General features: G+C 72.3%; 16 protein-coding genes. 11 read left to right on the top strand and 5 right to left on the bottom strand.

The genetic code is table 11. The annotated features are described in order from the left end of the window. Positions 1–20: 20 nt before the first annotated feature. Positions 21–1,196 (bottom strand): NAD(P)/FAD-dependent oxidoreductase, encoded by a 1,176-nt coding sequence (locus tag ACWEGE_RS09655; RefSeq protein ID WP_449660016.1) that lies wholly within the window; start codon positions 1,194–1,196, stop codon positions 21–23. A gap of 80 nt (positions 1,197–1,276) precedes the next feature. Here ACWEGE_RS09655 and ACWEGE_RS09650 point away from each other — a divergent pair, with 80 nt between their 5' ends. From ACWEGE_RS09650 to ACWEGE_RS09620, 7 genes are all read left to right on the top strand, one after another. Next, positions 1,277–2,641, top strand: coding sequence for a WS/DGAT/MGAT family O-acyltransferase (locus ACWEGE_RS09650; protein WP_449660015.1), 1,365 nt, complete (start codon positions 1,277–1,279; stop codon positions 2,639–2,641). Positions 2,642–2,771: 130 nt separating this feature from the next. Next, positions 2,772–2,858, top strand: coding sequence for a pyrroloquinoline quinone precursor peptide PqqA (gene pqqA, locus ACWEGE_RS09645; protein ID WP_043776987.1), 87 nt, complete (start codon positions 2,772–2,774; stop codon positions 2,856–2,858). Between the two features lie 3 nt (positions 2,859–2,861). Beyond that, on the top strand, positions 2,862–3,551 hold the full coding sequence (gene pqqC / locus ACWEGE_RS09640) for a pyrroloquinoline-quinone synthase PqqC (protein WP_449660014.1): 690 nt from the start codon (positions 2,862–2,864) through the stop codon (positions 3,549–3,551). Next, a complete protein-coding gene (pqqD, locus tag ACWEGE_RS09635) occupies positions 3,548–3,814 on the top strand; it encodes a pyrroloquinoline quinone biosynthesis peptide chaperone PqqD (protein ID WP_449660013.1) in 267 nt (88 codons plus the stop codon). The genes pqqC and pqqD overlap by 4 nt, the downstream gene beginning before the upstream one ends. Continuing rightward, on the top strand, positions 3,805–4,869 hold the full coding sequence (gene pqqE, locus ACWEGE_RS09630; RefSeq protein ID WP_449660012.1) for a pyrroloquinoline quinone biosynthesis protein PqqE: 1,065 nt from the start codon (positions 3,805–3,807) through the stop codon (positions 4,867–4,869). Before pqqD ends, pqqE begins: the two co-directional genes overlap by 10 nt. Beyond that, on the top strand, positions 4,866–5,690 hold the full coding sequence (gene pqqB / locus ACWEGE_RS09625) for a pyrroloquinoline quinone biosynthesis protein PqqB (RefSeq protein WP_449660011.1): 825 nt from the start codon (positions 4,866–4,868) through the stop codon (positions 5,688–5,690). Before pqqE ends, pqqB begins: the two co-directional genes overlap by 4 nt. Positions 5,691–5,885: 195 nt before the next feature. Beyond that, positions 5,886–7,106 carry an MFS transporter gene (locus ACWEGE_RS09620; RefSeq protein WP_449660010.1) on the top strand — a complete coding sequence of 407 codons (1,221 nt, stop codon included), beginning with the start codon at positions 5,886–5,888 and terminating at the stop codon, positions 7,104–7,106. On the opposite strand, the gene ACWEGE_RS09615 is transcribed toward ACWEGE_RS09620, so the two are convergent. Beyond that, the gene (locus ACWEGE_RS09615; RefSeq protein ID WP_449660009.1) at positions 7,060–7,533 is read right to left on the bottom strand and encodes a MaoC family dehydratase; all 474 of its coding nucleotides are present in this window, start codon (positions 7,531–7,533) and stop codon (positions 7,060–7,062) included. The two genes, ACWEGE_RS09620 and ACWEGE_RS09615, sit on opposite strands and share 47 nt — an antisense overlap. 64 nt (positions 7,534–7,597) lie before the next feature. Between ACWEGE_RS09615 and ACWEGE_RS09610 the strand changes: the two genes are divergently transcribed. Continuing rightward, positions 7,598–8,275 (top strand): ArsR/SmtB family transcription factor, encoded by a 678-nt coding sequence (locus ACWEGE_RS09610; RefSeq protein ID WP_449660008.1) that lies wholly within the window; start codon positions 7,598–7,600, stop codon positions 8,273–8,275. A 5-nt stretch (positions 8,276–8,280) separates the two neighbouring features. Here the strand turns inward: ACWEGE_RS09610 and ACWEGE_RS09605 are convergent, their stop codons facing one another. Genes ACWEGE_RS09605 through ACWEGE_RS09595 form a run of 3 tightly spaced genes read right to left on the bottom strand, consistent with a single transcriptional unit; the run spans position 8,281 to position 10,975 of the window. Then, positions 8,281–8,538, bottom strand: coding sequence for a hypothetical protein (locus ACWEGE_RS09605; RefSeq protein ID WP_449660007.1), 258 nt, complete (start codon positions 8,536–8,538; stop codon positions 8,281–8,283). A gap of 59 nt (positions 8,539–8,597) precedes the next feature. Next, positions 8,598–9,980, bottom strand: a complete 1,383-nt coding sequence (locus ACWEGE_RS09600; RefSeq protein WP_449660006.1) for an amidase — start codon at positions 9,978–9,980, stop codon at positions 8,598–8,600. After that, a complete protein-coding gene (locus tag ACWEGE_RS09595; RefSeq protein ID WP_449660005.1) occupies positions 9,977–10,975 on the bottom strand; it encodes a D-2-hydroxyacid dehydrogenase in 999 nt (332 codons plus the stop codon). Before ACWEGE_RS09595 ends, ACWEGE_RS09600 begins: the two co-directional genes overlap by 4 nt. Before the next feature lie 100 nt (positions 10,976–11,075). Here ACWEGE_RS09595 and ACWEGE_RS09590 point away from each other — a divergent pair, with 100 nt between their 5' ends. From ACWEGE_RS09590 to ACWEGE_RS09580, 3 genes are all read left to right on the top strand, one after another. After that, a complete protein-coding gene (locus ACWEGE_RS09590; RefSeq protein WP_449660004.1) occupies positions 11,076–11,816 on the top strand; it encodes a maleate cis-trans isomerase family protein in 741 nt (246 codons plus the stop codon). Positions 11,817–11,877: 61 nt separating this feature from the next. Then, the gene (locus tag ACWEGE_RS09585; RefSeq protein WP_449660003.1) at positions 11,878–12,624 is read left to right on the top strand and encodes a maleate cis-trans isomerase family protein; all 747 of its coding nucleotides are present in this window, start codon (positions 11,878–11,880) and stop codon (positions 12,622–12,624) included. A 1-nt stretch (position 12,625) separates the two neighbouring features. Continuing rightward, positions 12,626–13,345, top strand: a complete 720-nt coding sequence (locus ACWEGE_RS09580) for a GntR family transcriptional regulator (RefSeq protein ID WP_449660002.1) — start codon at positions 12,626–12,628, stop codon at positions 13,343–13,345. Positions 13,346–13,402 lie beyond the last annotated feature (57 nt).

Below are 13,402 nucleotides of genomic sequence, written 5' to 3'. Positions count from 1 at the left end.
AACGATCTGGCAATCGGCCCCTAGACGATGTTGTGCTCGGCACTCGTGGTGCCACTGGCGAATCGGCGGACGTCGAGCTCGGCGATGTCCACCGACGGCCGTCGGCCCAGGTAGAGGTCCCGGACCAGCTCTCCGGTGGCCGGGCCCATCTGGAAGCCGTGGCCCGAAAAGCCGGTCGCGTAGAAGAACCGCGACAGCAGGACGCTTTCCCCGATGATCTGGTTGCGGTCCGGCGTCGTTTCGTACAGCCCGGCCCAGGCCGTCCGTACGCCGGCGTCGAGCACGGCGGGGATCCGGCGGCCGGCCAGCCCGGCCAGCCGCGGCAGCCACTCGCCCGGCTCGTACCGGGTGTCGAAGCCCGGGACGCCGTCGCCGTCGGAAAAGGACATCGCCAGCCCCGGGCCCTCGCGGTGGAAGTAGAACGCCGACGGCATCTCGATGGTGAGCGGAACCGCTTCCGGGAGCCCGGGCACCGGCCCGGTGCACACGACCTGCCGCCGGTACGGGCGCACCGGCAGGTCCAGCCCGGCCAGCGCGCCGATCCGGCCCGACCACGCGCCGGCCGCGCACACGACCGCGCCGGTCCGGACGAACCCCGCCGTCGTGACGACGCCGGTCAGCGTGTCGCCGTCGCGCTCGATCCCGGTGCCCTCGACACCGGTGCGCAACTTCGCGCCGAGCGTGCGGGCCGCTTTCGCGTAGCCCTGGACGACCGCGTCCGGTGTCGCCTTGGCGTCGTCCGGCGACCACAGCGCGGCCACGACGCCGTCGGTCTCCACCAGCGGGAGCACCTTCTTCGCTTCGGACGGCTCGAGCAGGTGGCTGCGGACGCCGTGCTCGCGCTGGAGCTCGGCGCAGCGTTCGAAGGCGGGGACGTCGGCGGGGTCGGTGACGAGGTAGAGGTAGCCGTCGCGGCGGAAGTCGATCTCGGTGCCGAAGTCGCGGGAGAAAGCGCTGTACCCGGCCAGCCCGCGCAGGCCGAGCTCGACGTTGACGCGGCTGGTGAACGACGAGCGGATGCCGCCCGCGGCCTTCGCCGTCGAGCCTTCGCCGAGGCCGCCGCGCTCGAGCAGCAGGACGTCGACCCCGGCTTCGGCCAGCCGGAACGCGCAGCTCACGCCGATGACGCCACCGCCGATCACCACGCACTCGGCCATCGGTGGCAATGACGTTTCCCCTGCACCCCGGCCGGTCATACTCGCCAATGTAGAACGTGATCCACCGGCGGCCGCCGAGCGCGTAGAGTCGGCGTGCCGAGCTCGAGAGGTGATGTCCCATGGCGATGATGCCCGTGACCGATTCGATGTTCCTCCTCGTCGAAACGCGCGAGCATCCGATGCACGTGGGCGGTCTGCAGCTGTTCAAGAAACCCGAGGGCGCGGGCGACGAGTACCTCCGGGACGTCCGGCAGAGCCTGCTCGAATCGGACAACATCCGCTCGGTGTTCCGGCGCCGGCCGGCCAGGCCGGTCAACACGATGGGCCACGTGGCCTGGGCGAACGACACCGAGCTCGAACTCGACTACCACTTCCGGCACTCGGCGCTGCCGCGGCCCGGCCGCGTCCGCGAGCTGCTGGAGCTGACCTCGCGCTGGCACAGCACCCTGCTCGACCGGCACCGACCGCTGTGGGAGACCCACCTCATCGAGGGGCTCGACGACGGCCGGTTCGCCGTCTACACGAAGGTCCACCACGCACTGATGGACGGCGTCTCGGCGTTGCGCCAGCTGCAGGGCACGCTGTCGGACGACCCCGCGGACCTGGACTGCCCGCCGTGGTGGGGCTCCCGGCGCAAGCCGGGCGGCGAGCGCGAGAAGCGCCCGCGGTCGCTCCTGCAGACCGCGAGCAAGACGGCCAACCAGCTCGCGAGCCTGGCGCCCGCCGCGATGAAGGTGGCGCGCGAGGCGTTCGGCGAACACACCCTGACGCTGCCGGGACAGGCGCCGAAGACGATGTTCAACGTGCCGATCGGCGGCGCGCGGCGGTTCGCGGCGCAGAAGTGGTCGCTGGACCGCGTCCGGCAGGTGGCGACCGCGGCCGGCGTGTCGCGCAACGACGTCGTGCTCGCGATGTGCTCGGGTGCGCTGCGGGACTACCTCATCGAACAGCGGGCGCTGCCGGACGCGCCGCTGATCGCGATGGTGCCGGTGTCGCTGCGCCGCCAGAACGACCCCGGCGAAGCGGCGGGCAACAACATCGGCGCGCTGCTGTGCAACCTGGCCACCGACCTGCCGGACGCGGGCAAGCGGCTCGTCACCATCCACCAGTCGATGCGCAACGGCAAGCGGCTGTTCTCGGAACTGACCCCGTTGCAGACGCTGCTGCTGTCGGCGGTGAACGTCGCCCAGCTCGGGGTCTCGCCGATCCCGGGGGTCGTCAAGAACACGCGGCCGCCGTTCAACCTGGTGATCTCGAACGTGCCCGGCCCGCGCAAGCAGATGTACTGGAACGGCGCCCAGCTCGACGGCGTCTACCCGGCGTCGGTGCTGCTCGACGGCCAGGCCGTGAACATCACCCTGACCAGCAACGGCGACCACCTCGACTTCGGCATCACCGGCTGCCGCCGCAGCGTCCCGCACCTGCAGCGGATCCTGACACACCTCGACACGGCCTTGGTGGAACTCGAAGCCGCGGTAAGGTAGCCCGCTCACCGAAACGCCGGCTCCCCCATCGGAAGGAATCTTTCCGAAAGCGGGGCGAAAATGCTGGTCAGTTGGTTCGGCACGCTCCTAGGGTGGCGACGATCAGCCCCAGCGAGAAGAGGAGCAGGCCATGACCGAGGAGTGGACGACCCCGGACTTCGTCGAGTACGAAACCCCGATGGAGGTCACCGCCTACGCGGCTCGCATGGCGGACTGACGGGTGCCGGTCGAGCCACTCCCGGAAAGCGCATTCATCGACGCGCTGCGCGGTCTTTCCGGCCGGTACTGGGGAACGCACCCGTTCCACCGCCGGCTGCACGCGGGCGAGCTCGACGAGCGCGCGTTGCGGATCTGGGCGGCGAACCGCTGGTACTACCAATGCGTGCTGCCGCAGAAGGACGCGGCGATCATCAGCAACTGCCCGGTGCCGGAGATCCGCCGCCAGTGGCTCGACCGGATCGTCTACCACGACGGCGTGAGCGCCGGCACCGGCGGGATCGAACGCTGGCTGCGCCTCTGCACGGCGGTCGGCTTGACCCGGGACGAGGTTCTCGACGAGCGCCACGTCGCTCCCGGCGTCCGCTTCGCGGTGGACGCCTACGTGAACTTCGCCCGGACGAAGCCGTGGTGGGAGGCGGCCGCGTCGGGACTGACCGAGATGTTCGCCGGGCACCTGATGCAACAGCGGGTCGCGGACATGCTCGCCAACTACGCGTGGATCGCGCGCGACGACCTGGCCTACTTCACCAACCGGATCGACAAGGTGGCCGGTGAAGGCAAGGACACCCTCGACATCGTGGTCCGCCACTGCGTCACCCGCGAACAGCAGGACCGCGCGATCGCCGCGCTTTCGTTCAAGTGCGACGTGCTGTGGTCGATGCTCGACGCGATCGAGCGAGCGGCCGCGTGATCACCGCCGAGTCGGTCCCGCAGCTGCGGCGCGGCGTCCGCCTGTCCTTCGACCACGTCCGGGAGACGCACGTGCTGCTCTTCCCCGAAGGCGTCCTGGTGCCGAACGCCACCGCCGCCGCGGTCCTCGAACTCTGCGACGGCACCCGGTCCGTTTCGGACATCACGACCGCGCTTTCCGAGCGCTATTCCGGCGTGGTCGCGCAGGACGTCGTCTCCGTGCTGTCCCGGCTGGGTGAACGGCGGGTGGTCGCGTGGACGTGAGCCCGCCGCTGGGCCTGCTGGCCGAGCTGACCCACCGCTGCCCGCTGCACTGTCCTTATTGCTCGAACCCGCTCGAGCTCACCGCCCGGGCCGACGAGCTGTCCACCGAGGGCTGGCTGTCGGTGCTGTCGCAGGCGCGCGAACTGGGTGTCCTGCAGGTGCACCTGTCCGGCGGCGAGCCGTTGCTGCGGCCGGACCTGCCTTCGCTGGTCTCGCACGCGCACGAGCTCGGCTGCTACGTCAACCTGGTCACTTCGGGGCTCGGCCTGACGGCTTCGCGGCTCGACGACCTCGTCGAGCGCGGGCTGGCGCACGTCCAGCTGTCGGCACAGGGCGCGACCCGGGAGCGGGCCGACCTGCTGGCCGGGGCGAAGGCGCACGACCGGAAGCTCGCCGCGGCCTCCCTGGTGAAGGCGTCCGGGCTGCCGCTGTCGCTCAACGTCGTGTTGCACCGGCAGAACCACGACCAGCTGGCCGGGATCATCGAGCTGGCCGAGCGGATGGGCGCGGACCGGCTGGAGCTGGCGAACACGCAGTACTACGGCTGGGCGCTGCGCAACCGGGACGCGCTGATGCCGACCGCCGAACAGCTCGCCGCGGCGGAACCGGTGGTGCGCGCGGCGACGGCCCGGTTGCGCGGAACAATGGAGATCGTCTACGTCGTCGCCGACTACCACGAGCCGTACCCGAAGCCGTGCATGTACGGCTGGGGCGCGCGGCAGCTGACGGTGGCGCCGGACGGGACGGTGCTGCCGTGCCCGGCGGCGTCGGCGATCTCGACCCTCTCGCTGTCTTCCGTGCGGGACACGCCGTTGTCGGAGATCTGGTACGAGTCTTCGTCGTTCAACGCCTACCGCGGCGAGGAGTGGATGACCGAGCCGTGCCGCACGTGCGACCGCCGGGGGCTCGACTTCGGCGGCTGCCGCTGCCAGGCGTTCCTGCTCACCGGCGACGCGGCGGCGACGGACCCGGTGTGCTCGCGGTCGCCGGAGCGCGGCGCGGTCGACCTGGTCCTTTCGCGCCCGCCGGTGGCCGACCTGGTCATGCGCCGGTGAAGGTCCTCCTGCTGGGCACCGCGGCGGGCGGTGGCTGTCCACAGTGGAACTGCGCGTGCCGCCTCTGCACGGCCGGGCTTCCGCCGCGCTCGCAGGACTGCGTCGCGATCAGCGCGGACGGCGACGGCTGGTACCTGCTGAACTGTTCGCCGGACATCCGGGCGCAGGTCCTCGGGACGCCGGAGCTGCGGGCCGGGCCGGGGCCGCGCGAGATCCCGCTGCGCGGGGTGCTGCTGACGGACGCCGAGCTGGACCACGCGCTGGGCCTGCTGGTGCTGCGCGAGTCGGGCGGCCTCCCGGTGTGGGCACCACCGGCGGCACTGTCGGCGCTTTCGCCGTTCCTTTCCGTTCTGGACGGTTACGGCGGCTGGACGTATCAGTCTGATGTGGACATTCCGGGGCTGCGGGTCGAGGCGCTGCCGGTGAGCGACAAGCGGCCGAAGTACGCCGCCCCCGCCGACGGCCCCTGGGTGGTCGCCTACCGCGTCTCGGACCCGGCGACGGGCGGGGTGCTGGTGTACGCGCCCTGCCTGCGGAGCTGGCCGCCCGGGTTCGACGAGTTCGTGGCGGACGCTTCGCTCGTGCTGCTGGACGGCACGTTCTACGCACCGGACGAGATGGCCGGCGTCGGCGGGCCGGACCAGCTCGCGATGGGGCACCTGCCGATCACGGCGAGCCTGCCCCGGCTGGCGGGGCGGCGGTGGGCATACACGCACCTGAACAACACGAACCCGGTCCTTGACCCGGATTCGGCCGAGCACGCCACCGTACTGGCCGCGGGTGCGCTGCTGCCCCCGGACGGCACGCGGTACCTACTTTAGGCCGTTGACAGCGGTGGTTGGCTGAAGCCATGCGCCCCCGGGCCCCGCGCATCACCCATCGGCGGCTGACCCGCGCCACCACGACACGCCTGTTTCCGCAGGCCCGCGCAACCGGAGCATGACAAGCGTCCCCACTGCCCGCCGCGGCCGGTGCCCGTGGCGGACCCGGTTCTCCGCCCGGCCGGAGCCGCTCCCATGACCACGTCACTCGCCGCGCCACTGCGGGAAACCCGGTTCCGCGCCCTCGTCACCGGCCGGACCTTGGCCGACTTCGGCAACGCCGTCGCGCCCTTCGCGCTCGCCTTCGCCGTCGTCGACCTGACCGGGTCGGCCGTCGACCTCGGGCTCGTCGTCGGGGCCCGGTCGCTCGCCAACGTGCTGCTCGTGCTGTTCGGCGGGATGCTGGCCGACCGGCTGCCGCGGTCGGTCATCCTGCAGGGCACCGAAACCGCCGCCGCCCTCACGCAGGCCGCCATCGCCGCGAGCGTCCTCGGGGGGTTCGCGTCCGTTCCGCTGCTGGCCGGGCTCAGCCTGGTCAACGGCGCCGTCTCGGCCATCTCCCTGCCCGCGGCCGCCTCGCTCACGCCGTTGACCGTGCCCGCCGCGCTGCTCGCGCCGGCGAACGCGCTGGTCCGGCTGCTGTCGAACGTCGGCCGCATCGCCGGGGCCGCACTCGCCGGCGTGCTCGTCGCCTTCGCCGGCTCCGGCTGGGCGCTCGGCGGGAACGCCCTGCTGTTCCTCGCCGCCGCGCTGGCCTACCGCCGGATCCGGCTGCCGCAGGGCGAACGGCCGCCGGGCCGGCGCCGTCCGTTCAGCGAGCTCGCCGAAGGCTGGCGGGAGTTCCGCGCCCGGTCCTGGGTCTGGCTCGTGGTGCTGCAGTTCATGGTGGTCAACGCCGTGAACGCGGGCGCGCTGCTGGTGGTCGGCCCGCTGGTCGCCGACGACACGTTCGGCCGCACCGGCTGGGGCCTCGCGCTGGCCGTGCAGACCGCCGGCGCGCTGCTCGGCGGCATCATCGCCGCCCGCCGGCAGCCGCGGCGGATGCTCGCGATCGGCGTCGCCTTCATCCTGGTCGACGCCCTGCCGATGCTGGCGCTCGGCGAGACGCCGTACCTGCTGCCGCTGCTGGTCGCCATGTTCCTCTCCGGGATCGCCATCGAGCAGTTCGCCGTCGCCTGGGACGTGTCGCTGCAGGAGAACATCCCGCCGGACAAGCTCGCCCGCGTCTACTCCTACGACATGCTCGGCTCGTTCGTCGCGATGCCGCTCGGCCAGATCGCGGCGGGCCCGCTCGCGGAGCACGCCGGCCGGTCGGCGACGCTGCTCGGCGGCGCGGCCCTGATCGTCGGCGCGACCGCGGTCGTGCTGGTCAACCCGCAGGTGCGGGGCCTGGTCCGGCAGAGCGCACCCGGATGAGGTTCAGGATGCTCGCGCTGAACACGACGTCCTCGTCGCCGTCGAGGAACTCGACCCGCGTCCGCACCACTCCGCGATCGAGCTTCGTGCGGGAGCGACGGGCCTCGGTCACGGTGGCCCGCAGCCGCAGCACGGCGCCCGGCCGCACCGGACGCGGCCAGCGCAGCTCGTCGACGCCCGGGCTGCCCAGGCTGGACGCCGCGGACAGGTAGTGCTCCGCGTAGAGCCGCATCATCAGGCTCGCGGTGTGCCAGCCGCTGGCGATCAGTCCGCCGAACGGGCCGTCCGCCGCCGCGGCCGCGTCGACGTGGAACTCCTGCGGGTCGTAGCGCCGGGCGAAGTCCAGGATCTCGGCGCCGGTCACCTCGACGCTCCCGCATTCGTGGGTGACGCCCGGGACGTAGTCTTCGAAGTAGCGATCGGTCACGGCCGCAGGGTGGCACAGGAACAGTTCGATCCGGAGCGAACGGTTCCCCGGCTACGCTCGCACCATGCCCGGCGAGCCCGACATCGCGGCGGTCGCCCAGGCCATCGGCGAGCCGGCGCGGGCCGCGATGCTGCTGCAGCTGATGGACGGCGGCGCGCACACCGCCCGGGCGCTGGCGACGGTCGCCGGGATCGCGCCCTCCACCGCGAGTTCCCACCTGCGCCGCCTGGGCGAAGCGGGCCTCATCCAGGTGACCGACGCGGGACGGCAGCGGCTGCACCGGCTCGCCGGCCCGGCGGTGGCCCAGCTCGTGGAGGCACTCGCGGCGCTCGCACCACCACGCCTGCCGGAACGGCTCCAGCCCGACCCACCCGCGGGGCCGCTCCTGCGCGCCCGCGTGTGCTACGGCCACCTGGCCGGGCAGCTGGGCATCGACCTGGCCGTGGCGTTGCGCGAGGACGGCGTCGTCGACGACCTGGCCCCGGGCGAGACGAGCGTGGTGCGCACCTTCGACCACCGGCTGCTCGCGGCACTGGGCATCGGCGAGCTGCCGGGCCCGGGACCGGCGGTTCGCGCGTGCCAGGACTGGTCGCACGGCACCGTCCACCTCGCAGGGGCGCTGGGAAACGCGCTCCTGACGGCGCTCCTCGACGCCGGTTGGGTACGTCGGCGGCCACGCGGCCGCGCCCTGCGGATCACCGAACCGGGGCAGCGCCGCCTGCGCGAGCTCGGCGTCGGCTGACCGCGTCACCGCCGGGCCTGAGGCTCCGGCGTCAGGTCGCGGTGGCCGTCGAGACGCCACCAGCTCTCGAGCGTCTCGCGCAGCGCCTTCAGCAGCTCGCCGCCGGTTTCCAGCGGGACGAGCGCCGCCCCGCCGCCGTCCACCCGCAGCGCGGCGGCCAGCCGGTCGCCCTGTTCGACCAGGCCGACGACCACCCGCGCCGGCTCCCCGGTGACGTCGACGGTCGGGATGGCTCGTTCGTACCGCCAGCCTTGAGCGTTCACCCGGCCGACAGTGGCACAGCTTCGCCCGCCCCGGTCCGGGTTTCACCCTCACGTGTGCTTCAGGCGGGCGCCCAGGGCCGGACTTCCTCCAGCAGCTTCGCCACGGCCAGCACCAGGTCGTCCGAGTGCCGCGGCCCGACGATCTGCAGGCCGACCGGCAGCCCGGCCGACGTGCGCCCGGCCGGCACGCTGATCGCCGGCTGCTGCGTCATGTTGAACGGGTACGTGAACGGCGTCCACTCCGGCCATTCGCTCAGCCCGCTGCCCGGCGGCACGTCGTGCCCGGCTTCGAACGCGGCGATCGGGAGGGTCGGCGTGATCAGCACGTCGTAGCGCGTGTGGAACCCGCCCATCCGGATGCCCAGCGCGGCGCGCTCGGCGGTCGCGTCGAGGTAGTCGCTCGCCGTCCACTTCCCGCCGAGCTCCCAGACCCGGCGCAGGCCGGGGTCGGTCCGGTCCGCCGACCCGGGCGGGAACGAGTCCAGCAGCTTCGCCGCCCCCGAGGACCACAGGACGTCGAACGCCGGCTTCGGGTCGGTGAACCCGGGATCGGCCTCCTCGACGTGCAGGCCGGCGTCCCCGAGCGCGCGCACCGCCTCCGCGACGATCGCGGCCACCTCCGGGTCCACGTCGACGTAGCCGAGCGTCGGCGAGAACGCGGCGATCAGCCCGCGCACGTCCCGCCGGACGGCCTCGCGGAACGACCCCGCCGGCGGCGCCAGCGCGGCCGGGTCGCGGTGGTCGGGCAGGGACAGGACGTCCAGCAGCAGCGCGGTGTCGTCCACCGACCGCGCCATCGGGCCGGCGTGCGAGAGCGGGCCGAACGGGCTGGCCGGGTAGAGCGGGATCCGGCCGTGGGTGGGCTTCAGCCCGACGATGCCGCAGAACGACGCCGGGATCCGCACCGAGCCACCGCCGTCGGTGCCGACCGACAGCTCGCCCATTCCGGCCGCGACCGCCGCGGCGCTGCCGCCGCTCGACCCGCCCGCCGTCTTCGACGGGTCCGCCGGGTTGCGCGTGATGCCGCACAGCGGGCTGTCGGTGACGCCCTTCCAGCCGATCTCGGGCGTGGTCGTCTTGCCCAGCAGCACCAGGCCCGCCTCGCGCATCCGCGCGGCGACCGGGCTGTCGACGTCCCACGGCTGGTCCGGGTCGATGCTCTTCGAGCCCCGGACGGTCGGCCAGCCCTGGGTGAGGAACATGTCCTTGATCGAGGACGGCACGCCGTCGAGCCACCCGATCGGGTTACCGTCGCGCCAGCGGACCTCGGACGCCTTGGCCTGTTCCAGCGCGCGGTCGGCGTCGACGAGGCAGTAGGCGTTGCACTCGCCGTCCCGGGCTTCGATGGCCTGCAACGCGTTCTGCGTCGCCTCGACCGGCGAAAGCTCGCCGGTCGCGTAGGCGGCGACGAGCTCGCTGGCGGTCAGCATCCTGTCGTTCATCCGGCTCCCTGGTTCCCCGACGGCACGTAGCCGAGCGTCTTGTCGACGACATTGCGCAGCGGCTCCCCAGCGCGCCAGCGGCGGAAGTTTTCGGTGAACACCTCGACCAGCGTGTTCCGCCAGCCGATGAAGTCACCGGACATGTGGGGCGAGACCAGCACGTCCGGCAGTGTCCACAGCGGGCTTTCGGCGGGCAGCGGCTCGGTGTCGAAGACGTCGAGCGCGGCACCGGCGATGGCGTTGCTTTCCAGCGCTTTTATCAGGTCCGAGGTCACCACGAGCTCGCCCCGGCCGACGTTGACGAACCGCGCCGACGGCTTCATCGCGGCGAACGCCCGCGCGTCGAACATGCCCTTCGTGTGCTCGGTCAGCGGCGCGACGGCAACGACGTAGTCCGCGTGCGGCAGGACCTCGGTGAGCCGTGCGGACTCGTGCACGACGCCGAAGTCCGGGTCCCCGATGCGCTCCCGGCGGCCGGCCCCGCTGACCCGCATCCCGGCCGCGCGCAGCAGCCGCGCGATGGCCCGGCCGATCGGCCCGGTGCCGACGACCAGCACCTCGCGCCCGGCGATCCGCTCGGTCTCGCGGTGCTGCCAGCGGCCTTCGCGCTGCAGGTCGTACGAGCGCGCGAAGTCCTTCGCGAAGGCGAGGACCACGCCCAGCACGTACTCCGCGATGGCGTCGTCGAAGACGCCCCGCGAGTTCGTCAGGACCACGTCGCTCTCGCGCAGCCCGGGGAACAGCACGGGGTCGACGCCCGCGCTGGCGATGTGCAGCCAACGCAGCCGGTCGGCCGCGTGCCACGCTTGTGGCACGGCCGTCGACAGGAAGTCGTAGACGAAGAGGGCATCCGCTCCGGACAGCGCTTCGGCGAGGCCCGCCGCGTCCGTGTAACGCACGACCGCCCCGGATTCGACAGCACGCATGTCCGGTGGGCGGGACTCGCCGCAGAGCACTGCCAGGACGGGGCGTTCCCGGTGTTCCGAGGCGATCACGTTGACACGGTAAAAGTCACTCGTATGATTGTCAACAATCCGAGGAACGACCCCCGGAGCACCGGACTGTCAAGCACAGACGTATTCCGGAGGCTGAGCCTTGGATTTCGACTTCCTGGCGTTCGACGGCCCGCTGGCCCAGCGGGGCATCGGTGTCATCGCCCCCTTCGACCTCGCGCTGGAGCGCGAGCTCTGGCGCTGGGTGCCGATGGAGGTGTCCCTCCACCTCGCCCGCACGCCGTACGAGCCCGTGCCGGTCAGCATGGAGATGGCCCGCCTGGTCAGCGACAGCCACCACCTGGCCAGCGCCACCCGGGACGTGCTGCACGTCGAGCCCGAGGTCGTCGCCTACCTCTGCACGTCGGGCAGCTTCGTCAACGGCGTCGACTACGAGCGCTCGCTGACCAAGGCGATCTGCGACGCCGGCGCCCCGGACGCCGTCACCACCTCGGGCGCGCTGGCCGAGGTGCTGCACCAGCTCGACCTCCACCGCGTCTCCGTGCTCACGCCGTACGACGCCGACCTGACCCACGCCCTGCACGGCTTCCTCGCCGAGCTCGACGTCGTGACCGTCGCCAGCGACCACCTCGGCCTGGGCGGCGGCATCTGGAAGGTCGGCTACCGGACCATCGCCGAGCGCATCCTCGCCGCCGACCACGGCGACGCCGAAGCGATCTTCGTCAGCTGCACCAACCTCCCCACCTACGACCTGATCGAGCCACTGGAGGCCGCGCTCGGCAAACCGGTGCTCACCGCGAACCAGCTGACCATGTGGGCGTGCCTGCGCCGGATGAACCTTCCCATCGTCGGACCCGGGAGGTGGCTTCGTGACGTGTCGTGAAGGGTTTTCCTTGACCACCCCTCTAGGATTGTCGACAATTTGCGTCCCCTCCGGAGGTTCCGTGACCACCATCGGTTTCATCTACCCCGACCACGCGGCCGAAGACGACTACCCGCTGGCCGAGCAGCTGCTCGGCGGCATGGCCGTCGACGAAGGCGACATCCGGCTGGCGGTCGAGCACATCTACGGCACCGACAAGCACGCGGTGGCCGAACTGCTGGACCTCGGCAGCGAAGCCCGCCTCGCCGACGGTGCCGCCCTCCTCGCCAAGCACGAGCCCGCGGCGGTCATCTGGGCCTGCACGAGCGGCAGCTTCGTCTACGGCTGGGAAGGCGCCCGCGAGCAGACCGACCGCCTCGCCGCCGTCGCCGGCGTCCCGGCCTCCAGCACCTCCTTCGCGTTCGTGCACGCCGCGCGGGCGCTGGACGTCAAGCGGGTCGCCGTCGCCGCCAGCTACCCGGACGACATCGCCCGGCTGTTCGTGGACTTCCTCAGGGCCGGCGGCATCGAGGTGGTCTCGATGGCCAGCGCCGACATCGTCACGGCGGCCGAGGTCGGCGCGATGACCCCGGAGGCCGTCGTCGAGCTCGCCGTGAGCCACGACCACCCGGACGCCCAGGCGGTGCTCGTGCCGGACACCGCCATGCGCACCCTCGGCGAGATCAACGCCGTGGAGGCCGCGCTCCGCAAGCCCGTGCTGACCGCCAACCAGGTCACGGTCTGGGAGGGCCTGCGCCTGACCGGGCAGCACCGGCTCGTCCGCTCGCTCGGCGCGCTCTTCCGGCACCTGCCGCACGGGGGCGCCTGAGATGGCCCTGCCTCCGGGTATGCTGCCCGAGATCGAACCGGTGAGCCGCGAGTCGACGGCCGCCGTCATCGCGCGCCAGCTGCGCGACGCGATCATGACGGGCGCCCTCCCGCCCGGGACCCAGCTCGGCGAAACCGAGCTGGCCGCGCGGTTCCAGGTGTCACGGGGGCCGCTCCGGGAAGCCATGCAGCACCTGGTGTCCGAAGGACTGCTGCGGAGCGAAAGACACCGCGGGCTGTTCGTGATCGACCTCGAGCCGGGCGACGTCTACGACATCTACGCGGCCAGATCCGCGATCGAGCGGGCGGCCATGCAGCGCGCGTTGCGCGGCGGCGACCGAGACCGGATCGCGGACCTGCTCGAGCAGACCGTCGCCGAGATGGCGACCGCGGCGAGCGAGGACGACCCGACCGCGCTCTCCACCGCGGACCTGAAGTTCCACGAGGCGCTGATCAACGCCTCCGGCAGCAAGCGGCTCGTGCGGATGGCCCGGACGCTGCTGATCGAGACGCGGATGTGCCTGACGGCGTTGCAGAGCACGTACCAGCGGGTCGAGGAGCGCGTGGAGGAGCACACGAGGCTCATCCAGGCCCTGCGCGCCGGCGACGAGGAGACGGCGCTGGCGTTGCTCGAGGCCCACATGGAGGACGCGGTGCAACGGCTCGCGCCGGGCACGAGCTTGAAGGACGGGCAAGTGCCGCCGGTGCCGGGAAGCGCGTGATCAGGCAGTCGACTCGCGTGATTGGGCGGTCGACACGCGTGATCAGGCGGTCGGCTC

The sequence above is a fragment of the Amycolatopsis sp. NPDC004747 genome (genome assembly GCF_053601335.1).
The sequence above is the reverse complement of the archived record's forward strand: the minus strand, read 5'-3'. Positions and strand labels throughout refer to the sequence as shown.